Source organism: Micromonospora sp. NPDC005161, from assembly GCF_053599855.1.
Genome location: NZ_JBSFYQ010000026.1, coordinates 24,260 through 47,526, shown reverse-complemented (window position 1 = coordinate 47,526; position 23,267 = coordinate 24,260). Strand labels below are relative to the sequence as shown.

Annotated in this window: 23 protein-coding genes and 1 pseudogene; 5 read left to right on the top strand and 19 right to left on the bottom strand. The window is 73.1% G+C overall.

Going from position 1 to position 23,267, the window contains the following annotated elements:
- Window positions 1–192: 192 nt before the first annotated feature.
- On the top strand, window positions 193–1,074 hold the full coding sequence (locus tag ACWD5O_RS23490; RefSeq protein ID WP_450086566.1) for a universal stress protein: 882 nt from the start codon (window positions 193–195) through the stop codon (window positions 1,072–1,074).
- Here ACWD5O_RS23490 and ACWD5O_RS23485 read toward each other — a convergent pair.
- Both ACWD5O_RS23485 and ACWD5O_RS23480 read right to left on the bottom strand, forming a co-directional pair.
- Window positions 1,004–1,702, bottom strand: coding sequence for an FMN reductase (locus ACWD5O_RS23485; RefSeq protein WP_450086565.1), 699 nt, complete (start codon window positions 1,700–1,702; stop codon window positions 1,004–1,006). The two genes, ACWD5O_RS23490 and ACWD5O_RS23485, sit on opposite strands and share 71 nt — an antisense overlap.
- Window positions 1,699–2,838, bottom strand: coding sequence for an LLM class flavin-dependent oxidoreductase (locus tag ACWD5O_RS23480; RefSeq protein ID WP_450086564.1), 1,140 nt, complete (start codon window positions 2,836–2,838; stop codon window positions 1,699–1,701). The genes ACWD5O_RS23485 and ACWD5O_RS23480 overlap by 4 nt, the downstream gene beginning before the upstream one ends.
- A 209-nt stretch (window positions 2,839–3,047) precedes the next feature.
- Here ACWD5O_RS23480 and ACWD5O_RS23475 point away from each other — a divergent pair.
- A pseudogene (locus ACWD5O_RS23475) lies at window positions 3,048–3,308 on the top strand (DUF3224 domain-containing protein); the annotation flags it as partial.
- A gap of 16 nt (window positions 3,309–3,324) precedes the next feature.
- Here the strand turns inward: ACWD5O_RS23475 and ACWD5O_RS23470 are convergent.
- From ACWD5O_RS23470 to ACWD5O_RS23460, 3 genes are all read right to left on the bottom strand, one after another.
- Window positions 3,325–3,591 (bottom strand): ubiquitin-like small modifier protein 1, encoded by a 267-nt coding sequence (locus ACWD5O_RS23470; protein ID WP_450086563.1) that lies wholly within the window; start codon window positions 3,589–3,591, stop codon window positions 3,325–3,327.
- Between the two features lie 10 nt (window positions 3,592–3,601).
- Window positions 3,602–4,687 (bottom strand): WD40/YVTN/BNR-like repeat-containing protein, encoded by a 1,086-nt coding sequence (locus ACWD5O_RS23465; RefSeq protein ID WP_354964276.1) that lies wholly within the window; start codon window positions 4,685–4,687, stop codon window positions 3,602–3,604.
- 85 nt (window positions 4,688–4,772) lie between these two features.
- Window positions 4,773–5,408, bottom strand: coding sequence for a DNA-3-methyladenine glycosylase (locus ACWD5O_RS23460; protein WP_450086562.1), 636 nt, complete (start codon window positions 5,406–5,408; stop codon window positions 4,773–4,775).
- 99 nt (window positions 5,409–5,507) lie between these two features.
- Here ACWD5O_RS23460 and ACWD5O_RS23455 point away from each other — a divergent pair, with 99 nt between their 5' ends.
- Window positions 5,508–5,933 (top strand): DNA-binding protein, encoded by a 426-nt coding sequence (locus ACWD5O_RS23455; RefSeq protein WP_450086561.1) that lies wholly within the window; start codon window positions 5,508–5,510, stop codon window positions 5,931–5,933.
- Between the two features lie 102 nt (window positions 5,934–6,035).
- A complete protein-coding gene (locus ACWD5O_RS23450; RefSeq protein ID WP_210917209.1) occupies window positions 6,036–6,389 on the top strand; it encodes an MmcQ/YjbR family DNA-binding protein in 354 nt (117 codons plus the stop codon).
- A gap of 46 nt (window positions 6,390–6,435) precedes the next feature.
- Here the strand turns inward: ACWD5O_RS23450 and argH are convergent, their stop codons facing one another.
- The 11 genes from argH to ACWD5O_RS23395 form a co-directional block, all read right to left on the bottom strand.
- Window positions 6,436–7,899, bottom strand: a complete 1,464-nt coding sequence (gene argH / locus ACWD5O_RS23445; RefSeq protein ID WP_354964272.1) for an argininosuccinate lyase — start codon at window positions 7,897–7,899, stop codon at window positions 6,436–6,438.
- A gap of 8 nt (window positions 7,900–7,907) precedes the next feature.
- Window positions 7,908–9,119 (bottom strand): argininosuccinate synthase, encoded by a 1,212-nt coding sequence (locus tag ACWD5O_RS23440; RefSeq protein WP_387325634.1) that lies wholly within the window; start codon window positions 9,117–9,119, stop codon window positions 7,908–7,910.
- Window positions 9,116–9,631: an arginine repressor gene (locus ACWD5O_RS23435; protein WP_450086560.1), complete on the bottom strand. Its 516-nt coding sequence runs from the start codon at window positions 9,629–9,631 to the stop codon at window positions 9,116–9,118. Before ACWD5O_RS23435 ends, ACWD5O_RS23440 begins: the two co-directional genes overlap by 4 nt.
- On the bottom strand, window positions 9,628–10,575 hold the full coding sequence (argF, locus tag ACWD5O_RS23430; RefSeq protein WP_450086559.1) for an ornithine carbamoyltransferase: 948 nt from the start codon (window positions 10,573–10,575) through the stop codon (window positions 9,628–9,630). The genes ACWD5O_RS23435 and argF overlap by 4 nt, the downstream gene beginning before the upstream one ends.
- Window positions 10,572–11,843, bottom strand: a complete 1,272-nt coding sequence (locus tag ACWD5O_RS23425; protein WP_450086558.1) for an acetylornithine transaminase — start codon at window positions 11,841–11,843, stop codon at window positions 10,572–10,574. The genes argF and ACWD5O_RS23425 overlap by 4 nt, the downstream gene beginning before the upstream one ends.
- Window positions 11,840–12,781, bottom strand: a complete 942-nt coding sequence (argB, locus tag ACWD5O_RS23420) for an acetylglutamate kinase (protein WP_450086557.1) — start codon at window positions 12,779–12,781, stop codon at window positions 11,840–11,842. Before argB ends, ACWD5O_RS23425 begins: the two co-directional genes overlap by 4 nt.
- The gene (gene argJ, locus ACWD5O_RS23415; protein WP_450086556.1) at window positions 12,778–13,950 is read right to left on the bottom strand and encodes a bifunctional glutamate N-acetyltransferase/amino-acid acetyltransferase ArgJ; all 1,173 of its coding nucleotides are present in this window, start codon (window positions 13,948–13,950) and stop codon (window positions 12,778–12,780) included. The genes argB and argJ overlap by 4 nt, the downstream gene beginning before the upstream one ends.
- A 55-nt stretch (window positions 13,951–14,005) precedes the next feature.
- The gene (argC, locus tag ACWD5O_RS23410; RefSeq protein WP_450086555.1) at window positions 14,006–15,007 is read right to left on the bottom strand and encodes an N-acetyl-gamma-glutamyl-phosphate reductase; all 1,002 of its coding nucleotides are present in this window, start codon (window positions 15,005–15,007) and stop codon (window positions 14,006–14,008) included.
- Between the two features lie 173 nt (window positions 15,008–15,180).
- Complete coding sequence (locus tag ACWD5O_RS23405; RefSeq protein WP_354964265.1) at window positions 15,181–16,206, bottom strand: NAD-dependent epimerase/dehydratase family protein; 1,026 nt, start codon at window positions 16,204–16,206, stop codon at window positions 15,181–15,183.
- Window positions 16,207–16,214: 8 nt separating this feature from the next.
- Window positions 16,215–17,009 carry a glycosyltransferase family 2 protein gene (locus tag ACWD5O_RS23400; RefSeq protein ID WP_354964264.1) on the bottom strand — a complete coding sequence of 265 codons (795 nt, stop codon included), beginning with the start codon at window positions 17,007–17,009 and terminating at the stop codon, window positions 16,215–16,217.
- Entirely contained in the window at window positions 17,006–18,217 is a 1,212-nt protein-coding gene (locus tag ACWD5O_RS23395) for a nucleotide sugar dehydrogenase (RefSeq protein ID WP_354964263.1), read from the bottom strand. The genes ACWD5O_RS23400 and ACWD5O_RS23395 overlap by 4 nt, the downstream gene beginning before the upstream one ends.
- 328 nt (window positions 18,218–18,545) lie before the next feature.
- Here ACWD5O_RS23395 and ACWD5O_RS23390 point away from each other — a divergent pair, with 328 nt between their 5' ends.
- Window positions 18,546–18,926 carry an AfsR/SARP family transcriptional regulator gene (locus tag ACWD5O_RS23390; RefSeq protein WP_450086554.1) on the top strand — a complete coding sequence of 127 codons (381 nt, stop codon included), beginning with the start codon at window positions 18,546–18,548 and terminating at the stop codon, window positions 18,924–18,926.
- Here the strand turns inward: ACWD5O_RS23390 and ACWD5O_RS23385 are convergent.
- The 3 genes from ACWD5O_RS23385 to pheS are packed head-to-tail and all read right to left on the bottom strand — an operon-like array spanning window position 18,876 to window position 23,127.
- Window positions 18,876–19,463 carry a S26 family signal peptidase gene (locus tag ACWD5O_RS23385; protein WP_450086553.1) on the bottom strand — a complete coding sequence of 196 codons (588 nt, stop codon included), beginning with the start codon at window positions 19,461–19,463 and terminating at the stop codon, window positions 18,876–18,878. The genes ACWD5O_RS23390 and ACWD5O_RS23385 overlap by 51 nt on opposite strands.
- A 9-nt stretch (window positions 19,464–19,472) precedes the next feature.
- A complete protein-coding gene (pheT, locus tag ACWD5O_RS23380; RefSeq protein ID WP_450086552.1) occupies window positions 19,473–22,019 on the bottom strand; it encodes a phenylalanine--tRNA ligase subunit beta in 2,547 nt (848 codons plus the stop codon).
- A 40-nt stretch (window positions 22,020–22,059) separates the two neighbouring features.
- Window positions 22,060–23,127: a phenylalanine--tRNA ligase subunit alpha gene (pheS, locus tag ACWD5O_RS23375; RefSeq protein WP_450086551.1), complete on the bottom strand. Its 1,068-nt coding sequence runs from the start codon at window positions 23,125–23,127 to the stop codon at window positions 22,060–22,062.
- Window positions 23,128–23,267: the final 140 nt, after the last annotated feature.

The following is a 23,267-nucleotide window of genomic DNA, read 5'->3' as shown; positions in this document are numbered from 1 at the left end:
TTCCGCGGCGGGAGGGTGGGACGAGGCGGGATCCTTCCGCTGTTCCCTCGTCCGCGCCGGCCCCTTCCCGGCCGGCGCGGACCCACGCCGGACCGGGCGTGACACCGCGTCCTGCGCCGGCCAGACGGCGCGTCCCTGCACCGCGGCGGTGGTGCGCGGTCGACAATGACCTGACCGACCCTGGGAGTGCCGATGAACCGACCTGTCGTGGTGGGTGTGGACGGATCCCCGTCCAGCCTCGTCGCCGCGGAGCACGCGGCCCGCGCCGCCCTGCTCCGGGCCCGGCCGCTGCTTCTGGTGCACGGCTACCTGCACCCACTCGGGTACGGCGTGCCGCTCAACCCGTACGACCTCGGGGTGCCGGCGCCCTCCGAGGAGGCGCAGAAGATGTTGGAGCGGACGGCGGCCGACCTGACCGACCGCTGGCCCGGCCTCACCGTCGAGGTGCGCCAGATCGCCGGCGGCCCCGGCGCGACGATGGTCGAGGAATCCCGCCGGGCCGAGCTCGTCGTGGTGGGCAGCCGAGGGATTGGCGGGTTCGCCGGCCTGCTGCTCGGCTCGGTCGGCGCGCAGGTGGCCGCGCACGCGCACTGCCCGGTGCTGGTCGTGCGCCCGGATGAGCAGCCGATCCCGGTGGACGCGCCGGTGCTGGTCGGCGTGGACGGGTCGGAGTCATCCCGGCTCGCCGTGGGGTACGGCGCCGACGAGGCGGCACGTCGCGAGGTCCCGCTGGTGCTGGTGCATGTCAGCCCGGCGGCCGGCGACCGGTCGGTGCCGGACGGGGTGGAGGAGTCTCAGGCCGCGTACCAGGCCGAGGCGGTACGGCTGCTGGCCGACGCCTCCCTCACCGTTCGGGCGGAGCATCCCGGCCTGCTGGTGCGAGAACATCCGGTCCGGGCGGCCGGGCCGGCCCAGGGGCTCATCGAGGCCAGCGGCACCGCGTCGCTGCTGGTCGTGGGCACCCGGGGCCGGCACGGATTCATCGGAATGCTGCTCGGCTCGGTCAGTCAGGCGGCGATCCAGCACGCGCACTGCCCGGTGCTGGTGGCGCACCCGTACGACCGGGCGGGGTGACCGGGGCGTCGTCGGCCCGGCCGAGCATCTGCAGGAAGTCGGTGGTGAGAGCGAACGGGTCGGCCGGGCCGGTAGCCGGTAGCCGGCGCTCGACCTGGTCGGCCAACTCCCCGGCCGCACGTCTGATCCGGGCCCGCAGCGCGCCGTCGGCGGTGCCGTCGGACCAGTCCTCCGGGGCGGCGAAGACCGCCGTGGGGACCACGACCGCCCGCAGGTAGCTGAACATCGGGCGGACGGCGTGCTCCAGCGCCAACGAGTGCCGGGCGGTGCCGCCGGTGGCCCCGATCAACACCGGCCGGTCGACCAGCGACTCGGCGTCCAGCACGTCGAAGAAGGACTTGAACAACCCGTTGTACGACGCGCTGAAGATCGGGGTCACGGCGATGATCCCGTCAGCACCGGTCACCGCGTCGATGGCCCCGCGCAGTGCGGTCGGCGGGAAACCGGTGAGCATGTTGTTCACCACGTCGTGGGCGTACTCCCGCAGGTCGACGACGCGCAGCTCCACCTCGGAGCCGCGCCGGACCAACTCGTCGCGGGTGGCCGCGGCGAGCTGGTCGGCGAGCAGCCGGGTCGACGAGGGCTGGCTCAGCCCCGCGGAGACCACGGCCAGGGTGCGGTGGGTCATCGCGCCACCTCCGGCGCCTTGCCCGTCACGTCGTCGACGGCGTGGACGGTGCTGTCCTTGGCGCCGCCCGCCGTGGCGACCAGCGACGCGTGCGTGGGCGCCTCCGGCACGTGCGCCGGACGCAGCGCGGCGAACTCCTTGCGCAGCACCGGCACGACCTCCTCGCCGAGCAGGTCGAGCTGCTCCAGGACCGTCTTGAGGGGCAGCCCGGCGTGGTCCATCAGGAACAGCTGCCGCTGATAGTCGCCGACGTACTCCCGGAAGCCCAGCGTGCGGTCGATGACCTGCTGCGGGCTGCCCACGGTCAGCGGGGTCTCCCGGGTGAACTCCTCCATCGACGGCCCGTGGCCGTAGACCGGGGCGTTGTCGAAGTACGGACGGAACTCCCGGAGCGCGTCCTGCGAGTTGCGCCGCATGAACACCTGCCCGCCGAGGCCGACGATGGCCTGGTCGGCGGAGCCATGGCCGTAGTGCGCGTACCGCTCGCGGTAGAGCTCGATCATCCGCTGGGTGTGCTCCTTGGGCCAGAAGATGTGGTTGGCGAAGAAGCCGTCACCGTAGTAGGCGGCCTGCTCGGCGATCTCCGGGCTGCGGATCGAGCCGTGCCAGACGAACGGGGGCACCCCGTCGAGCGGGCGCGGCGTCGAGGTGAACGACTGCAGCGGAGTGCGATGGCGCCCCTTCCAGTCGACCACGTCCTCGCGCCACAGCCGGCGCAGCAGGTCGTAGTTCTCGATCGCCAGCGGAATGCCGGCGCGGATGTCCTTGCCGAACCACGGGTAGACCGGGCCGGTGTTGCCACGGCCCATCATCAGGTCCACCCGGCCGTCGGCGAGGTGCTGGAGCATCGCGTAGTCCTCGGCGATCTTCACCGGGTCGTTCGTGGTGATCAGCGTCGTCGCGGTCGACAGCAACAGCCGCTCGGTACGCGCCGCGATGTAACCGAGCATGGTGGTCGGCGACGAGGGCACGAACGGCGGGTTGTGGTGCTCGCCGATGGCGAAGACGTCCAGACCGACCTCTTCGGCCTTCAACGCGATGGCGACCATCGCCTTGATCCGCTCATGCTCGGTCGGCTCCCGACCGGTGGTCGGGTCGACCGTGACGTCGCCGACGGTAAAGACTCCGAACTGCATGACCAGCTCCTCGCGTGACTACCGGGTCCGTCGTGGTACCCGAACATTGCGCACAACTTATTTGACGGCGCAACTATTCCGCTGGCGGACGGTTCCCCGGTGGCGCCGGTCACGTCCGCGGCCGGTCACGCCGCCCGGAACGTGACGGAAGGTGTCAGCCACTCGGGGACAGGATGTCGGCATGACCGAACGCGCCGAGGGGCACCAGCCGCACCCGGATCCTGATGTGCCGCACGCCGGTGGAGACGCCGGCGGCGTACGTGGGGTTCGAGCGGTTCACCGGCTCGCTCGCCGGCCGGGTCGGCGGTTTCGTGCTGCACCACACCGCGGGCAGCGACGGCTCGGCCCTGGCCTGGACCGTGGTGCCGGACTCGGGCACCGGCGAGCTGCGTGGCCTGCGCGGCGGCGGGCAGATCATCGGTGGCCCGGACGGCGGCCACGCCCACCTGCTCGACTACGACCTGGCCTGACCGCCGCCCGGCCGGCTCAGCCGCCGGCGACCGAGGGCAGCACCTGCACCTCGGCGTCATCGCCGACCGGGGTGGCCAGCCCGCCGGAGTGCCGGCAATCCTCCCCGTCGACGTAGACGTTGACGTAGCGGCGCAACTCGCCGCGCTCGTCGCGGATCCGCCGGGCCAGCCGCGGGTGGTCGGCGGCCAGCTCGTCGAGGACCGCCCCCAGCGTCCCGACCGCGGTGACGCTCAACCGGCTGGCGCCGCCGGCCTCGCCGCGCAGCGGACCGGGCAGCAGCACGGTGACCACCTCACACCGCCGCGGCCCGGACGCTGAGCACGTCGGGCAGGTGCGCCGCCACCAACGACCAGGAGTCGCCCTCGTCGCGACTCGCGTAGACCTCGCCGGAGCGGGTGCCGAAGTAGACCCCGCCCGGGGTGGCGTCGTCGGCGCACATCGCGTCGCGCAGCACCGCCGGGTAGAACGGGCCCTCGGGCAGCCCCACCGACAGCGGCTCCCACTTGCCGCCGGCGTCCGCGGAGCGGAACACCCGGCAGCGGTGGTCGGTGGGGAACCGCTCGCTGTCGGCCACCAGCGGGAACGTCCACACCGTCCCGGCACGCCCGGGGTGGGACACCATCGCGAAGCCGAAGTCGCTGGGGAGCCCGTCGGCGATCGAGGACCAGGTGCGGCCGTCGTCGTCGGAGCGGTAGACGCCGTGGTGGTTCTGCGCGTAGAGCCGCTCGGGGTTGCCGGCGTCCCGCGCGACCTTGTGGACACACTGGCCGAACTCCGGCCACTCGTCGGGCATGAAGTAGGCGCGGATGCCGGTGTTGCCCGGCGCCCAGCTCGCCCCGGCGTCCTCCGAGCGGTAGACCCCGCCGGTGGACATCGCGACCAGCAGCCGAGCCGGGTCACGCGGGTGGGGCAGCACGGTGTGCACGGCCTGGCCGCCGAACCCGGCCCCCCACTCGGGGCGGTGCGGATGGTCCCAGAGCGAACGGACCAGCTCGAAGCTGCGGCCACCGTCGGTGGACCGGAACAGCGCCGAGGGCTCGGTGCCGGCCCAGACCACGTCCGGCTCGTCGGGGCCGGCCGGCATCAGCTGCCAGACCCGCCCGAGGGTCGCGCCCGTGTCGGCCGGGAAGGCGACCGGGGCCTGGTCGGGCTCGTCCCATGAGGCGCCGAGGTCGTCGCTGGTGGCCACGCTGGGCCCGAAGTGTGAGCTGGTCACCCCGGCGAGCAGCCGCGGGGTGGGGCGGCGGGTGTCGACCGCGACCGCGTAGACGCCGGTCATCGGAAAGTGTGGGCCGGTGATCTCCCAACTGCGCCGGTCGTCGGCGCTGGTGGCGAGAAACAATCCCTTGGCCGTGCCGATCGCGAGCAGCGTTGCCATGACGTCCTCCGAACCGTCGGTGAGCAGGTGCGGTGATTATGGCCACACCCACCGACAGATTCGCCAGGGCACACGCCGTAGTCGCTCAGCGCCGGGCGCGGGGCACGTGCCGGCGGTACGCGCTGACCGTCGGGTCGCCGTCCAGCCAGAACCGCCACGGCAGGTCGTGCGCTCCGGTCACGCCGACCCGTGGACCGGCGGCGACCGCCTCCGCCGGCACCGGTCCCGCCGGAGGGCGCAACCGGACCGGCCCGTCGCCGAGCAGGTACCCGCCGTACGCGGCGCGGTCGATGCCGAGCGTGGCGCAGAGCCGAGCCGGCCCCCGGGCCAGGTCCACGTCCCGACGTACGGCCGGTCGGCGGGCCCGTGCCGTGTCCAGCCCGTCGACCACCGCGCCGGCGCGCAGCAGCACCGCGGCGGCCTCCCCCTCGACCCCGGTGACCACGTTCATGCACCAGTGCATGCCGTAGGTGAAGTAGACGTAGGTGTGCCCCGCCGGCCCGAACATCACGGCGTTGCGCGGGGTGCGCCCGCGGTGCGCATGCGAGGCCGGGTCCCCGGCCGTCCCGGCGTACGCCTCGACCTCGGTGATCCGGACGGTGACCCCGCCGGCGTGCAGCAGACAGCCGAGCAGCCCGCGCGCGGCCGGCAGCAGCGGGCCGGCGAGCAGATCCGCCAGCGTCGCCAGGTCGGCGTCACGGTCACCGGGCAGCAGGTCCATGGCCCGACGGTACCCAGCCCACCGCCCGGTCGCCGCAGCCGGGCGCAGGTCTTTCAACAACCTGTTGACAATGCCTCGTTGATGGGTTGTGATCGGGGTATGACGACGGACGACCCGTTCACCGCGCCGGACCCGGCCCGCGCCCGCACCCACCGCACCCACGAGGCGCTGCGACGGATCAGCGAGCGGCACGCCGGCACCGAAGCCCGACGAGTGCGTTGGGCCCACCCGTACGTGCTGGATCCGTGGGAGGCGGTGGCCCTGGTCACCGCGTTGGCCGCGGGCGGGGCCGAGCGCGAGCCCACGGAGGAGCCGGTCGACGGCGCCGACCTCACCGCCGCGCTGACCCTGCTGCCGCACGTCCGCGCGGAGCTGGACGCTCTGGAGGCCGGCCTGTTGACGCTGGCCCGCGACCGGGGGCTGACCTGGCAGGCCATCGCGTACGGACTGGGCCTGGGCAGCGCGCAGGCCGCCCGGCAGCGTTACGAGCGGGTCGCCGCCCGCTCGGCCGACCAGACCGGCTGACCCCGCCACCCCCTCAGAGGTGGCGACCCGACCGGCACGGCGCGCGCCGACCAGCGGCCGGGCGGGCAGACTGTGCGCACGACGATTCCGGGAGGAGGCACCATGGAGCGCGCGGAGATGCTGGCGTACTGCCTTGCCAAGCCGGGAGCGTGGCTGGACCGGCCGTGGGAGGGCGACGAGGTGGTGAAGGTGGGCAGCCGGATCTTCGCGTTCCTCGGCAACGGGGACGGCAACCCGACCATCGGCGTGAAGTGCGGCCCGACCCGCGAGGTGGCCGACGAGTGGCTGCACCGGCACCCCGACGACGCCCGGGTGATGGCCTACATCGGCCGGTCCGGGTGGAACACGCTGCGCCTGGACGGCGGGATCGACGAGGAGGAGCTCTCCGAGGCCGTCGACGCGTCGTACGACATGGTCGTCGCCAAGCTTCCGAAGCGGGAGCGCCCGACGGCCTGAGCCGGCCGCGGCGCCGGAAGCGGGCAGCTCCGGCGCCACGGCGAGATCAGCGCGGGACGACCCGCTCGGTGGCCCACTCCCGCCAGCCGACCAGCCGGTCCGCGGCGGCGGCGAGCTGGTCGGCGACCGGCCCGGGGCCGGTCGAGCCGGGGGTGGTCCGGGCCGCGAGGGCCGAACGGACCGAGAGCACGTCGCGCACCGACGGGTCGAGGTGGTCGCTGACCGCGGCCAGATCGGCGTCGGAGACCTCCTCCAGCTCGCAGTCCCGGACAGCGCAGAGCGCCACCAGACGTCCGGTGATCTCGTGCGCGTCACGGAACGGCACGCCCTTGCGGACGAGCCAGTCGGCCACCTCGGTGGCCAGCGAGAAGCCAACCGGCGCGGCGGCCACCAGACGGTCCACGTGGACCGTCATCGTGGAGATCATTCCCGCCAGGGCCGGGAGCAACAGTTCCAGCGTGTCGACCGCGTCGAAGGCCGGCTCCTTGTCCTCCTGCATGTCCCGGTCGTAGGTCATCGGCAGACCCTTGAGCATGGTCAGCACGGTCATCAGCCCGCCGACCAGCCGACCGGACTTGCCCCGGGCCAGCTCGGCGATGTCCGCGTTCTTCTTCTGCGGCATGATCGACGAACCGGTCGCGAACGCGTCGTCCAGCTCCACCCAGCCGAACTCGTGCGAGGTCCAGAGCACCACCTCCTCGCCGAGCCGGGACAGGTGCACCCCGATCATGGCGGTGGTGAAGAGGAACTCGGCGACGAAGTCCCGGTCGGCGACGGCGTCCATCGAGTTGGCGAACGACGTGCGGAAGCCGAGCTCCTTCGCCACCGCCACCGGGTCCAGCGGCAGCCCGGAGCCGGCCAGCGCGCCGGCGCCGAGCGGACTGATCGCCGCGCGGTGGTCCCAGTCGCGCAGCCGCTCCAGGTCGCGCAGCAGCGGCTGTACGTGGGCGAGCAGCCAGTGCCCGAAGGTGACCGGCTGGGCGTGCTGAAGGTGGGTCATGCCGGGCGCGGCGGTGTCGACGTGCCGCTCGGCCTGCTCGACCAGCGCCTCGGCCAGCTCCACCAGCCGGCTGGCCACACCCCGGGCGTGGTCGCGCAGGTAGAGCCGCAGGTCCGTGGCGACCTGGTCGTTGCGGGACCGGCCGGCGCGCAGCTTGCCCCCGAGGCTGCCCAGCCGCTCCAGGAGCCCGCGCTCCAGCGCGGTGTGCACGTCTTCGTCGTCGACGGTGGGCCGGAACGACCCGGACGCGCAGGCGGCCTCCAGGTCGTCCAGGGCCGCCAGGATCCGGCCCAGCTCCTCGGGGTCGAGCAGGCCGGCGCCCGCCAGGACCCGGGCGTGCGCCCGGGAACCGGCGATGTCGTACGGGGCCAGGCGCCAGTCGAACTGCACGCTCACCGACAGCCGGGCGAGCGCCTCGGCGGGACCGCCGGCGAACCGGCCACCCCACAGGCTCGTCCGGTTGGTGGCGGCGCTGTTCTCGGTCAGGCTCTTGTCGTCCACGCCGCCCATTGTGGGGCTCACTGGCCGGAGTCGCCCAGCCGGGCGTTCCGCGCGGCGGCCATCCGGCTCGGCAGGCCCCACAGCTGCACGAAACCCTTCGCGAGGGACTGGTCGAAGGTGTCGCCGGTGTCGTAGGTGGCCATTCCGAAGTCGTAGAGGCTCGCCTCGGAGCGCCGACCGGTGACGGTGGCCCGACCGCCGTGCAGGGTCATCCGCACCTCGCCGCTGACGTGCCGCTGCGCGTCGTCGATGAAGGCGTCCAGCGAGTCCTTCAGCGGCGAGAACCACAGGCCGTCGTAGACCAGCTCACCCCAGCGCTGGTCGACGCCCCGCTTGAACCGGGCCAGGTCCCGCTCCACGGTGACCGCCTCCAGCTCCTGGTGGGCGGTGATCAGCGCGATCGCGCCGGGAGCCTCGTACACCTCGCGGCTCTTGATGCCGACCAGCCGGTCCTCGACCATGTCGAGCCGGCCCACACCCTGCGCGCCGGCGCGCCGGTTCAGCTCCAGGATCGCCTGGTACGGGGTGACCGTCTCACCGTCGATGGCGACCGGCACGCCGCCGTCGAAGGTGATCACGACCTCGTCGGCGTCGCGGTCCTGCGCCGGGTCGGAGGTGTACGAGTAGAGGTCCTCGATCGGCGCGTTCCAGATGTCCTCCAGGAAGCCGGTCTCCACCGCGCGGCCCCACAGGTTCTGGTCGATGGAGTACGGAGACTTGGCCGACACGTCGATCGGCAGCCCCTTCTCCTCGGCGAACGCGATCGCCTTGTCCCGGGTCCAGGCGAAGTCCCGGGCCGGCGCAATGATCTTCAGGTCGGGCGCGAGCGCGTTCAGGCCGACCTCGAACCGGACCTGGTCGTTGCCCTTGCCGGTGCAACCGTGCGAGACGATCGTCCCGCCGTGCTTGCGCGCCGCGGCCACCAGGTGCTTGACGATCAGCGGCCGGGACAGCGCCGATACCAGCGGGTAGCGGTCCATGTAGAGGGCGTTCGCCCGGATGGCCGGCAGGCAGTAGTCGGCGGCGAACTCGTCGCGCGCGTCGACCACCTCCGACTCGGCGGCGCCGCAGTCCAGCGCACGCTGCCGGATGGCGTCGAGGTCCTCACCGCCCTGCCCGACGTCGACCGCCACCGCGATCACCTCGGCGCCGGTCTGCTCGGCCAGGTAAGGAATGGCGACGGAGGTGTCGAGACCTCCGGAGTATGCCAGGACGACCCGCTCGGTCATGGTGTCGTGCTCCCTTCAACGTTGTCTTCCCCGCGGGCCCAGCCGGCGAGCTTCTCGCCGAGTGCGGCCCCGCCGACGGCCTCGCGGGCCACGACGAGGATGGTGTCGTCGCCGGCGATGGTGCCGACGATCTCGGGCAGGCCCGCTCGGTCCAACGCGCTGGCCAGGTACTGGGCTGCGCCCGGCGGGGTACGCAGCACGGCGATGTTGCCGCTGGAGTCGACCCCGTTGAGCAGCTCGCGCAGCAGCCGCACCAGCCGGGCGGGGGCCGCCTCGGCGTCGCGCAGCGGCCGGTGGCCGTCCTCGGGGATCAGGTAGACCGCCGGCCCGTCGCCGCCGCGCACCTTGACCGCGCCCAGCTCCTCCAGATCCCGGGAGAGGGTGGCCTGGGTGACTCCGACGCCGTCGGCGGCGAGCAGGTCGGCCAGCTCGGTCTGCGAGCGGACGGCCTTGTCACGGATCAGCTCCACGATTCGGGCGTGCCGCGCGGCGCGGGTCAGCGGGGCGGTCACCGGGGCTCCCCGATCGTCGCGGCCCCGGCGCCCACCAGGAACGCCAGCAGCGCCTTCTGGGCGTGCAGCCGGTTCTCCGCCTGATCGAAGACCGCGCTCTGCGGGCCGTCGAGCACCTCGTCGGTGATCTCCTCGCCGCGGTGCGCGGGCAGGCAGTGCAGCACGATCGCTTCCGGCGCGGCCTGGCCGAGCAGCTCCTTGTTGACCTGGTAGGGCAGGAACGGGGTGATCCGGTCCAGCCCGTCGTCCTCCTGCCCCATCGAGGTCCAGGCGTCGGTGGCCACCACGTCGGCGTCGCGTACCGCCTGGGCCGGATCGGTCAGCACCCGCACCGACCCGCCGGTGCCGGCGGCGATCTCCGCCGCCCGGCTCACCACGGTCGGATCCGGTGCGAAGCCGGCCGGCCCGGCGACCCGCACGTGCATCCCGGCGGTCGCCCCGGCCAGCAGGTACGACTGCGCCATGTTGTTCGCGCCGTCCCCCACGTAGGTCAGGGTGCGGCCGGCCGTGCCGCCACACCGCTCGCGCACGGTGAGCAGGTCGGCCAGCAGCTGGCAGGGGTGGAAACCGTCGGTGAGCGCGTTGATCACCGGCACGCTCGCGCCCGCCGCCACCTCGGCGATCCGGTCGTCGCCGTCGGTGCGCAGCACGATGGCCGCGACGTAACGGGACAGCACCCGCCCGGCGTCGGCCAGCGACTCGCCCCGGCCGAAGTGGGTGACCTGGGTGTCCACCACGAGCGGGTGCCCGCCCAACTCGGCGATCCCGACGTCGAACGAGATCCGGGTGCGCAGGCTCTGCTTGTCGAAGAGCACCGCCACCGAGCGCGGCCCGGACAGCGGCCGATGGCCGAACCGGTCCGCTTTCATCCGCGCCGCCAGGTCGAGCACGGTGGACTGCTCGGCGGGCGAGAGATCGTCGTCGCGCAGAAAATGCCGGCTCATGCGGTCGTTCCCGTCGTGGTCGTGGTCGGCGTCGAGATCTTGGAAGATGCCGACCCCTGCAGGGGCGCTTTCCCTCCAAGATCTGCGCTGCCGGCGGCTGCCGGAGCCGCCGCGGCCAGGGCGGCGGGTAGCGCGGCGAGGAAGGCGTCCACCTGGGCGGTCGTGAGGATCAGCGGCGGGGCCAGCCGGACCACGCCCGGCTGCACCGGGTTGACCAGGAAGCCGGCCTCGCGCAGCGCCTCGCTGAGCACCTTCGCCACCGGCGCGGTGAGCGCCACACCGAGCAGCAGACCGGCGCCGCGCACACCGGCCACGAGCGGGTGACCCAGTGCCTCGATCCCGCTGCGCAGCCGCTCGCCGACCCTCTTCACGTGATCGAGCAACCCCTCGTTGGCGATGGTCGCCACCACGGCGAGCGCGGCGGCGCAGCTGACCGGGTTGCCGCCGAAGGTGGTGCCGTGCGAGCCGGGGGTGAGCAGATCAGCGGCCCGGCCGAACGCCAGCGTGGCGCCGAGCGGCAGCCCGCCGCCCAGCCCCTTGGCCAGGGTGACCACGTCCGGCTCCACGCCCTCGGCCTGATGGGCGAACCAGTGCCCGGTACGGCCGATGCCGGTCTGCACCTCGTCGAGCACCAGCAGTGCCCCGTGCCTGGCGGTGATCCGCCGCGCGGCGGCGAGGTAACCGGCCGGCGGTACGACCACGCCGTTCTCACCCTGGATCGGCTCCAGGATCACCATGGCGGTCGCGTCGGTGACCGCGGCCTCGAGGGCGGCGACGTCGCCGTAGTCGACGTGGGTCACCTCACCGGGCAGCGGCCGGAACGGGTCGGCCTTGGCTGGCTGGCCCGTCAGCGCGAGAGCCCCCATGGTCCGGCCGTGGAACCCGCCCCGCGTGGCCACCACGTGGCTGCGGCCGGTGCGTCGGGAGAGCTTGAACGCCGCCTCGTTCGCCTCCGCGCCGGAGTTGGCGAAGAAGACCCGGCCGGGCCGGCCGGCGAGCGCCAGCAGCAGCTCGGCCAGCGCGACCGGCGGCTCGGCCACGTAGAGGTTGGAGACGTGCCCGAGGGTGGCGACCTGCTTCGAGACGGCGGCCACCACGGCCGGGTGGGCGTGGCCGAGGGCGTTCACCGCGATCCCGCCCACCAGGTCGAGGTAATCCCGGCCGGCGTCGTCGACCACGACGGCGCCGGCGCCGGAGACCAGCGCCATCGGCGGCGTGCCGTAGTTGTCCATCATGGACTGCGACCAACGCTGTACGAGCGTACTCATGACGGAACCGAGCCTTCCTTGTTCGCGACTGCGGGGCTCGCAAGCTCACTCCTCGCGCTCACGACCATCGTTCCGAACCCTTCCGAGGTGAACACCTCGAGCAACGTGGAGTGCGCCACCCGACCGTCGACGACGTGCGCGGCGGGGACTCCCCCGCGCACCGCCCGCAGGCAGGCCTCCATCTTCGGCACCATTCCCGACTCGAGGCTGGGCAGCAGCGTGGCGAGGTCGTCCGCGGCGATCTCGGAGACCAGGCTGGTGGTGTCCGGCCAGTCGGCGTACAGGCCGGCCACGTCGGTGAGGACGACCAGCTTGCGGGCCTGCAACGCGACGGCCAGCGCGGCGGCGGCGGTGTCCGCGTTGAGGTTGTGCAGCACCCCGTCGGCGTCCGGCGCGACCGTGGAGATCACCGGGATCCGGCCGGCCGTGATCAGGTCGGTCACCGCCGACACGTCCACCGACTCGACGTCGCCGACCTGGCCGACGTCGACCGGCAGCCCGTCCACGTACGCCGGGCGGCGCACCGCGGTGAACAGCCGGGCATCCTCGCCGGAGAGGCCGACGGCGAAGGGCCCGTGCGAGTTGATCAGCCCGACCAGTTCCCGGCCCACCTGCCCGACCAGCACCATCCGGACCACGTCCATCGCCTCCGCGGTGGTCACCCGCAGGCCGCCACGGAACTCGCTGGCGATGCCGAGCCGGCCCAGCATGGCGGAGATCTGCGGGCCGCCGCCGTGCACCACCACCGGCCTGAGACCGGCGTACCGCAGGAAGACCATGTCGGCGGCGAACGCCCGCTGCAACTCGGGGTCGGTCATGGCGTTGCCGCCGTACTTGACCACCACCGTGGAGCCGGAGAAGCGTGCCAGCCAGGGCAGCGCCTCGATCAGCGTCTCCGCCTTGACCTGGGCGCGGGTGAGGTCGGTGCTGAGGCTCATGTGGAGTACGCCGAGTTCTCGTGCACGTACGCGTGGGACAGGTCGTTGGTCCAGATCGTCGCGGCCGACGTGCCGGCGTGCAGGTCGATCCGGATGGTCACGTCCTGCCCGGTCAGGTCGACCTTCGAGCGGTCCTCGGCGGCGCCGCCGCCCCGGCACACCCACACCCCGTTGACGGCCACGTCCACCCCGTCCGGCTCGAACGCGGCGGTGGTGGTGCCGACCGCGGCGAGGATCCGCCCCCAGTTCGGGTCGTTGCCGAACAGCGCGGTCTTGACCAGGTTGTTGCGGGCCACCGTGCGGCCCACCTCGACCGCGTCGTCCTCGTCGGCGGCGCCGACCACGTCGATGGCAATCTGCTTGGTGGCGCCCTCGGCGTCGGCGACCAACTGCTGGGCCAGGTCGTGGCAGGCCGCGGTGACCGCGGCGGCCAGCTCGGCCGGCGTCGGCTCGATGCCGCTCGCGCCGCTGGACAGCAGGAGCACCGTGTCGTTGGTCGACATGCAGCCGTCGGAGTCGACCCGGTCGAAGCTGACCCGGGTGGCCGCGCGCAGCACCTCGTCCAGCATCGCCGGCCCGGCCACCGCGTCGGTGGTCAGGACGCAGAGCATGGTGGCCATCCCCGGCGCGAGCATCCCGGCGCCCTTGGCCATCCCGCCGACCGTCCAGCCGCTGCCCCGGGCCACCGTGGTCTTCGATCGGGTGTCCGTGGTCATGATGGCCTCGGCGGCGGCGGTGCCGCCGTCGCGGGACAACCCCCGGATCGCCGAGCGGACGCCGGGCAGCAGCTTCGGCATCGGGAGCCGCTCACCGATCAGCCCCGTGGAGCAGACCGCCACCTCCCCCGCGCCGAGCATCAGCCGCGGGCTGACCGAGGTCAGCGCGGCGGCGGCGTGCTCGGCGGTGGCGTGGGTGTCCTGGAAGCCGGCCGGGCCGGTGCAGGCGTTGGCGCCACCGGAGTTGAGCACGACCGCGCGGACCACGCCGCCGTGCACGACCTGCTGGGTCCAGAGCACCGGCGCGGCCTTGATCCGGTTGGTGGTGAAGACACCGGCGACGCCGGCGTCCGGGCCGTCGTTGACCACCAGCGCGATGTCGGTGCCACCGCTGGCCTTGAGGCCGGCGGCCACGCCGGCGGCCCGGAACCCGCGTGGGGTGGTGACGCTCACGGTGCTGGCCTTTCGTTCGCGACTGCGGGGCTCCGCTGCGCTGCACTCCTCGCGCTCACGGGGTGACCCCCCAGACCGACAGGCCGGTGGTCTCCGGCAGGCCGAACATCAGGTTGGCGTTCTGGACGGCCTGGCCAGCAGCGCCCTTGCCGAGGTTGTCCAGCGCGCTGAGCACGATCAGGCGGCCGGAGTCCACGTCGACGGTTGCCTGCAGGTGGCAGGAGTTCGAGCCCAGCGTGGCCGCGGTGTGCGGCCACCTGCCCTCTGGCAGCACGTGCACGAACGGCGCGTCCGCGTACGCCTGCGCCAGCACGTGCTGCGGGTCGACGCCGTGCGTCGGCGCCGCGGTGACCGTGGCCAGGATGCCGCGTGGCATCGGCGCCAGGACCGGGGTGAGCGACAGACCGGTCGCCCCGGACGCCTGCTTGATCTCCGGCACGTGCTGGTGGGTGCCGACCCGGTACGGCGACAGGTCCCCCATCACCTCGCTGGCCAGCAGGTGCGGCTTGGCCGCCCGTCCGGCGCCCGAGGTGCCGGACGCGGCGACCACCACGACGTCGGCGGGGTTGGCCGCACCGGCCGCGATCAGCGGCGCGAGCGCCAGGGTGATCGCGGCGGCGTAACAGCCGGTGTTCGCCACGCGGGTGGAGGCGGCGATCAGCTCCCGCTGGTCGGGCAGCTCGGGCAGGCCGTAGGTCCACTGGCCGGCGTACGGGCCGCCGTAGTACTGGGCCCAGTGGTACGCGTCGGCGAGCCGGTGGTCCGCCCCCAGGTCGACGATCCGCACGTGCGGCGGGATCTGGGCGGCCAGCACCGCCGACTCGCCGTGCGGCAGCGCCAGGAAGACCAGGTCCGCGTCGATGAGCGTCGTCGGGTCGGTCTCGCCGAGCACCAGGTCGAGCCCGGTGAGCTGCGGGTGCACCACGTCGACGCGGTGCCCGGCCTGGCGGTGCGCGGTGGCGGCGACCAGGTCGAACTCCGGGTGCCCGGTGACCAGGCGCAGCAGCTCGCCCCCGGCGTAGCCGCTCGCTCCGGCGACCGCGACTCGGATTCCCATACTCACCTCCGCATGACTATGCAACGAAGGTTAGCAGCCATGATCGCGGCACTGCAAGTTCATGCAGTCCATTGCATGGGAATGGGGTGCGTGTCGCCGGACACACGTCCGGCCCGGGTCGCGGGGGCGACACCGGGCCGGACGGGCGGAAATGGAACGGAACGGGACGACGGTCAGAGGCGACCCTCCGCGACGGCACGGGTCACCCAGGGGACGACCTCGTCGAGCATCACGTCCAGCGACGTGGTCGCGGTGAACCCGAGCACCTCACGGGACTTGGTGACGTCCGGCACCCGCTTCTGCACGTCGTAGCGGAACGGCTCGTCGCTGACGTACCGGAATGGCACGTCAGGCCCCTTGATCTTGTGCCAGATCAGCTCGGCCAGCTCCAGCACGCTGGTCGACTCCGCGGTGGAGAGGTTGAAGTCCTCGTTCCGGGCGGCCGGATGCTCGATCGCGGTGGCGATCCCCCGAGCCAGGTCGCCGCCGTACGTGTAGTGCCGCACCTGGTTGCCCTCGCCCAGGATGTGCAGCGGGTCCTGCCCCTTGACGATCTTCTGCACCAGGTCCGGAACGACGTGCGACATGGCCAGCTTGACGTTGCCCGAGAGCACCTCGGCCTGGCCGAGCGCCCGCCCCTCGCCAACGCCCACACAGTTGAACGGCCGGACAATCGTGTACGGCACCTGGTACTGCTCCCAGGCGGCGCGGGCGTAGTACTCCACGGCCAGCTTCTGGAACCCGTACGACGACAGCGGCGGTGGGACGCGCCGCTCGTCGCCCTCCCGGCTCGGCCACTGCTCGGTCGACTCGTAGACCATCGACGAGGAGAGGTAGGTGACCTTCGCCAACTGCCCCTCCCGGTGCGCCCGGATCGCCGCGTCGCAGGTCGCCGCCATGATCCGCTCATTGGTGGCCAGCAGGTCGTAGGCGTACGCGTGGAAGTAGGAGATGCCGCCGATCATCGCCGCCCCGGCCACCAGGTGGTCGCAACCGTCCAGCAGATCGGTGAGCAGGTCGACGTCGCGGGCGTCACCCTCGACGAAGCGGTAGCCGGGATGATCGTCGTAGCTGTGCGTCACGGGGCCGTACTTGGAGAAGTTGTCCACCCCCACCACCTCGTGGCCCCGGTCCAACAGCTCCTCCACGAGGTAGCCACCGATGAATCCGGCCGAACCAGTTACCAGGACCTTCGCCACGTGCGCTCCTAAGCGGTTTTCTCGTACTCGGTGCTGTTGTCCTGCGGGTCGCGCGGGGCCGGTACGTCCGCCGTGACGGTGCCCGCGACGGGCTTCGCCCGGCCCAGCCGCCGACCGTAGGCGAAGAAGTACCACCGCAGATACCCGGGGAGGAACCGGCCCAGGTCGAAGTGGGACTCGCCCAGCGGCCGGTCCAGCCAGATGGTCGGGATCTCGGCCACCGGCAGCCGCAGCCGGGTGGCCTTGGCGGTCAACTCCAGGCCGATCTCGAACCCGGTCCGGGACTCGATGCCCACCTCGCGGACGAAGGCCGTGTCGTACGCCTTGAAGCTGTTGGTGGCGTCGCGGGTGCCGACCCGGGCGAAGGTGTAGAGGCTGCGCCCGGCCCACCGGGACATCATCCGCTTCAGCCGCGGCCCGCCCACCTGCTGGCCGCCCGGCATGTACCGGGAGGCGGCGGCCACCACCACGCCCCGGTCCACCAGCCGGGCCAGCTCGTCGATCTGGCGCGGGTCGTCGCAGCCGTCGGCCATGGTGACCACCACGACGGGAGCCTGGGCCGCGTCGACGCCGAACCGGATCGCGTTCGCCGGCCCCCGACCGTAGGTGTTGAGCACGGCCCGGACCCGGGGATCCTGCCGGGCGATCTGCTCGGCGTACGGAACTGTCGTGTCCTCCGGCATGTCGTGCACGATGAGCACCTCGGCCGGGAGCAGCATCTCCCGCAGCATCCGCTCAAGGCAGCGGACGATCGCCTCGCCCTCGTTGTAGACCGGGACGATGACCGACACCCGCGGCGTCATACCCGCACTCCCTGCCCGGTCAGCCCCCACATGTCGATCAGTGGGGTGTCGGTCTCCAGCCGCGCGTACTGCTCGTGCGGGGCGGCGATGACCAGCAGGTCGGCCCGGCGCAGCACCTCGTCCAGGTCGACGAAGCGCTCGTCGACCACGTACGGGTCGGTGCAGAGCGTCTCCCGGGTCTTCAACGCCAGAATCTTGCGCAGCTTGTACGCCAGGCTCTCCCGCGGGTCGTCGCTACCACCCTTGAACGCCATGCCGAGGATCCCGACGGTCATCTCAGACAGGTCGAACCGGTCCTCCAACCGGGACACCAGGTAAAGCGGCAGCCCCTCGTTGATCAGCATGGCCGAGTGGCCGAGGACGAAGTTGTTGCGGTTGAACGCGGCCAGCTGCATGGTGTCCTTGAACAGGCACGGCCCGGCGGCGAAGCCCGGCATCGGCAGGTCCGCCGCGCGCGGGTAGTCGTACGCCACGGCGTGCCGGATCCGGGCGAAGTCGAGCCCGAAGTCGTTGGCCATCATCCAGAACTGGTTGGCGGTGGCGAACTTGATGTAGCGCCAGGTGTTGGTGAACAGCTTCGCCAGCTCCGCCTCCTCCGGCTCCAGCGGCACGATCTCCTCGGTCAGGTGCCGGAAGAGCTTCTCGGCCCGGGCCAGCGCCGCCGGCGTCCGGGCCGCCACGATCTGCGGCAGCGCGAACAGCTCGGTCATCGCCCGGCCCTCGGCGATCCGCTCCGGACAGAACGCCACGTCGGCCCGGATGCCCTTGCCGACCAGCAGCTTCTCGGTCAGCGCCGTCACTCCCGGGTAGACGGTGCTGCGGAGCACCACGAGTTGCCCGTCGCGCAGGTGCTCGGCGCACCGCTCCAAGGCCCGGGGCACCGCGCCGAGGTCCGGGTTGAGGTGCTCGTCCACCGGCGTGCCGACGACCACCACCAGGTGCTCGGAGCCGCCCACGCTGGCCGGATCGGTCGTCGCCCGCAGTCGCCCGGCGGCGACCGCCTCCGCCAGCGGCTCCGCCGCACCGGGCTCGGCGAACGGGAGCTGCGCCGAGTTCACCGTGGCCACCGCTTCGGCGTTGATGTCGTACAGAACCACGGAGAGGCCGCGGGCGGCGAAGGCGATGCCCAGCGGCAGACCCACCCGACCGCAGCCACCGACGATGCAGACGTCGGCCGTCGTGACCTGCGCGGCCTGATCCTCGAACATGGATCAACTCCCATGGGGGTGGTGGGGGTGTGTTCCGGTGGTCGCCGGAATCCAAGCAGGCTAACCGCTCGGAGGTGACTCGCGGGTAGCCAAACATGCCGAGGCCGGTGCCCTTTCGGCCGATAGCCCCCGCGGTGAACGCAGCCGGTGACGTAGCGCGACGGGCTGAGCGCCCTCGGGAGCCGCGGCACGGCCCGCGGTCCGCCGGCGCATCGACGGATCCGTCGTCCCGACCGCACCTGAACCTTCGTTAAATCGGCTAACATGACTGCCTGACGGTGGTGGGGCCGGCCCGTCCGGCCCACGGGGGCACCCGACGGAGGACGCAGTGGGCCTGTCGTTCGAGATCCTCGGTCCGGTTCGGATACGCCGCGACGGTCAGCCCGTACGGACGCCGGCCGGCCGACCCACCGCCCTGCTGGTCACCCTGCTGCTGCACGCCGGCACGGCGGTCCCCGTCGAACGGCTGCGGGAGGAGCTGTGGGGTGAGCGGGCACCCGCTTCGGCGGTGGCGAATCTGCGCAGCCACGCCAGCCAGCTGCGCCACCTGCTGGACTCCCCCGACGAACCGGTCCGGCTGCCCGCCGACCATGGCGGGTTACTTCAAGCGGTGCAGCCAGAACTTGGGCTGCAAGACGTTCTGCGGCAGCTGCGGGTACTACTGCAGCGCGGGCGCGAGCACGATGACCGCTCTCTGCTGAGGCGGTGACGGCGTGGCGTCCGGCCCTCGGCCGGGCGGCACGCCGTCCCCTGTACTGAGCCGCCGCGTACGTCGGCGGTCAGTCCGCGCGCAGGCGCGGCCGGACCACCACCCCGAGCACGTCCGGCTCAGGGATGTAGCCGCACTCGCGGGAGTCGTAGCTCTGCGGCGGGTTGTCACCGAGCACGACCAGCCGCGCCGTGGCACCACCCGCTCGCCGAACTGGCGCAGCAGCGGCACCCGGTCCACCGGCACCGGATCGCCCGGCACCGCGTGCGCCCGCTTGATCAGCAGGCCGGGCCCGCCCGGCGCGTCCGGACGGGTGGGGTGACCGGCGGTCATCCAGGCCGGGGCCACCACCACGACCACGTCGCCGGGGCGGACCCGGGCCAGCGGCAGCCGCCGGGCCAGCACCCGGTCACCGGAGCGCAGCGTCGGCTCCATGCTGCGCCCCACCACCGCGACCAGCAGCAGGTGCCGGCGGGCCCAGAGCAGGCCGGCGGTGGCCACCGCGAGCACGGCGGCCACCGCGAGCCATCCCAGCACCGGCACCCCTCAGGCGCCGCGCAGGGTGGCGCCGAAGCGCTCGGCGGCCACGGCCACCGCCGCGTCCCGGGCGGCCACCGCCTCCTCGACGGTGAGCGTCCGGTCCGGCGCGCGGAAGGTGAGCTTGTACGCCAGCGACCGGCGACCCGCGCCGAGCTGCTCACCGGAGTACACGTCGAACAGCCGCACGTCCTCCAGCAACTCCCCGGCGCCCGCCTCCAGCGCCCGGCGCACCTGCTCCGCCGGCACCGACCCGTCCACCACCAGCGCCACGTCGATCAGCGCCGGCGGGAAGCCGGACACCGCCGGGGCGGGCGTCACCGGGGCGGACGGCAGCGCGTCCAGGGACAGCTCCATCGCGCAGGTCCGGCGGGGCAGCTCCAGCGCCGCCACCACTGCGGGGTGCAGCTCGCCGGCGTGCCCGACGACCGTGCCGTCGACCCGCAGCTCGGCGCAGCGGCCGGGGTGCCACGGGGCGTACTCGGCGGCGCGCACCTCGACCCGCTCGTCGGGGATGCCGACGGCGGCCAGCACGTCGCGGGCCGCCTCGATGGCGTCCGCCCAGCCGGCCGCCCGGCCCGGACCCCACCAGCCGGCCGGGTCGAGGTCACCGGTCACCACCACCGCGACGTGCACGGGCTGCGCCGGCACCACCGCGTCGGCGGCCGCGAACTCCTCGTCGGTGGGGCGCCGGTCCACGCCCATCGCCGGCGGGCTGCCAGCCCCGACGCGCGGGTGGAACACCGCCCCGATCTCGTAGAGCGCCACGTCACGGTGCCCCCGGCCGAGGTTGCGCTTGAGAATGCCGAGCAGCGGGCCGAGCAGCGTGGTGCGCAGCAGCGGCTCCTCCTCGGACAGGGGGTTGGCCAGCCGCACCGCCGGCCGGCGCGGGTCGTCGGCCGGCAGGCCGAGCAGGTCGGCCAGCTCCGGCGACACGAACGGGTGCGCGAGCACCTCCACGTACCCCCGCTCGGCCAACGACCCGGCGACCGCCCGGCGCCGGCGCTGCCGCGGGGTCAACCCACGGCCCGGCGGCGCGGTCGGCAGCACCGACGGCACCCGGTCGTACCCGTCGAGGCGGACCACCTCCTCGACCAGGTCAGCCGGGTCGGTCAGGTCGGGCCGCCAGCTGGGTGGCGTGACGCTGAGCGCCACCCCGGCGCCGCTGGCGACGCCGACCGCGCCCGGGTCCTCGGCCAACCGGTCCGCGCCCTGCGCCACCGTGCAGCCGACCCGCTCCAGCAGGGCGACCACCCGCGCCGGCGGGTACTCGACGCCGACCCGCCGGGTCGGCAGGTCCGCCGGCAGGGTGATCGGGGTACGCGGACGGACGTGGTCGATGTCCAGGATCTCCGCACCCGGGGTGCCGCCACCGTGCTCGGTGAGCAGCCGAACGGCCCGCTCCAGCGCGACCAGCGGCAGGGCCGGGTCGACGCCCCGCTCCCAGCGCTTCGCGGCCTCGCTGAACAGCTTGTGCCGGCGGGCGGTGCGCCCGACCATCGCCGGGTCCCAGTGTGCCGCCTCGAAGAGCACGCTGGTGGTGCCGGCGATGACCTCACTGGTCTCACCGCCCATCACCGCGGCCAGCGAGATCGGACCGGTGTCGTCGCAGATCACCATGTCGTCGCCGGCGAGCACCCGCTGCACCCCGTCCAGGGTGGTCAGCTTCTCCCCCGGCTCGGCGCGGCGGACCACCAGCGGCCCGGCGATCCGGTCGGCGTCGAAGGCGTGCATCGGCTGGCCCAGCTCCAGCATCACGTAGTTCGTGATGTCGACCGGCAGCGAGATGCTGCGGATGCCCGCGGTGACGAGCCGCTGCTGCATCCACGACGGCGTGGGCGCCGTCGGGTCGACGCCGCGGACCAGGCGGGCGGCGAAACGGTCGCAGCCGACCGGGTCGCGCACCTCCACCGGGTACGCCGGCGCCTCGGTGCCGGCCGGCGCGGGCACCAGGGCCGGGTCGCGCAGCGGCACGTCGAAGGCGTGCGACAGCTCCCGGGCCAGGCCGCGCAGGCTCAACCCGTACCCCCGGTCGGGGGTGATCTCCAGCTCGAGCACCACGTCGTCGAGGCCGACCACCGGCCGCGCGTCGTCGCCCGGTTTGGCCGCCACGTCCGGCGGCAGCACGATGATGCCGGAGTGGTCCTCGCCCAGGCCCAACTCCTTCGCCGAGCAGATCATGCCGTTGGAGTTGTGCCCGTAGGTCTTGCGGGCGCCGATGGCGAAGCCGCCGGGCAGTACGCCGCCGGGCAGGATCACCACCACCCGGTCGCCGGGCGCGAAGTTGCGCGCCCCACAGACGATCTCCTGCGGTTCGCCGGTGCCGTTGGCGTCACCCACGTCGACCCGGCAGAACCGGATCGGCTTCTTGAAGCCGGTGAGCTCCTCGATCTCCCGTACCTCGCCGACGACCAACTGGCCAGTGACGCTCGCCCGCAGGTCCACCACGGACTCGACCTCGATGCCGAGGTCGATCAGGGCCTGCTCCAGGTCACCGGTGGGCAGGTCGGCGGGGAGGTCGACGTACTCCCGCAGCCAACTGACAGAAACTCGCATGACTTCAGACCACCGTTCCCGTGTCTCGTACCCGCATCGCCTACGCCCCGGTCCCGAGCGCCCGGCTGAACCGCACGTCGCCCTCGAAGAGATGGCGGATGTCGCGGACCCCGTGCCGGACCATCAGGGTCCGGTCGATGCCCATCCCGAAAGCGAATCCGGAGTAGACCTCCGGGTCCACGCCGCAGGCGCGCAGCACCCGCGGGTTGACCATCCCGCAGCCGCCCCACTCGACCCACTGGGGGCCGTCGCGGTGCTCCGGGAACCAGACGTCGAACTCCGCCGACGGCTCGGTGAACGGGAAGTAGTGCGGCCGCCACCGGGTCTTCGCCTCCGGGCCGAACATCGCGCGGGCGAAGTGGTCGAGCGTGCCCCGCAGGTGCGCCATCGTGATGCCCTTGTCGACCACCAGACCCTCGGCCTGGTGGAACACCGGGCTGTGGGTGGCGTCGATCTCGTCGGTGCGGTAGACGCGGCCCGGCACGATCACGTAGATCGGCGGCTTGCGGCTGAGCATCGTGCGGGTCTGCACCGTCGAGGTGTGCGTCCGCAGCACCAGGCCGGAGCCCTCCGGTGCGATGTGGAAGGTGTCCATCAGCCCGCGCGCCGGGTGGTCGGCGGGAATGTTCAACGCGTCGAAGTTGACCCACTCCAGGTCGACCTCGGGGCCCTCGGCCACCTCGTAGCCCATCCCGACGAACAGGTCGCTGATCGACTCCATCAGGGTGCTCAGCGGGTGCCGGGCGCCGCGCGGACGCCGGTCGTAGGGCAGGGTGACGTCCACCCGCTCCTCCACCAGCACCCGCTCGGCCTGCTCGCGCTCCACGACCTCGGCGCGGTCGGCGTAGGCGGTCTCGATCGCCCGGCGGGCCTCGTTGACCCGTTTGCCGGCATCGGACTTCGCGGCCGGTGGCAACGCGCCGATCTCCCGGCGGGCCAGCGAGACCGGGGACCGGTCACCGAGGTGCGCGGGGCGCAGCGCGGTCAGCGCGTCCGGGTCGGTGGCCGCCGTGAACGCCTTCGTGGCGTCGGCGACGGCCGCGGCCAGGGCGGCGGGGTCGAGCAGGGCGACCTGCTTCGGGTCGTACGGATCGTTGCGGTAGCTCATGGCGTACGGGCACTCCCTCACGGCGGCGCCAGCCCTCACCGGGGCGGCTAAGCGAGTCTACGGACGCGCGGCTGTGCCGCAGCCCGCCGGTAGGAGTCGTGCAGGGAGCAGGTCAGGCCCGCCGCCCGCCGACACCGGCG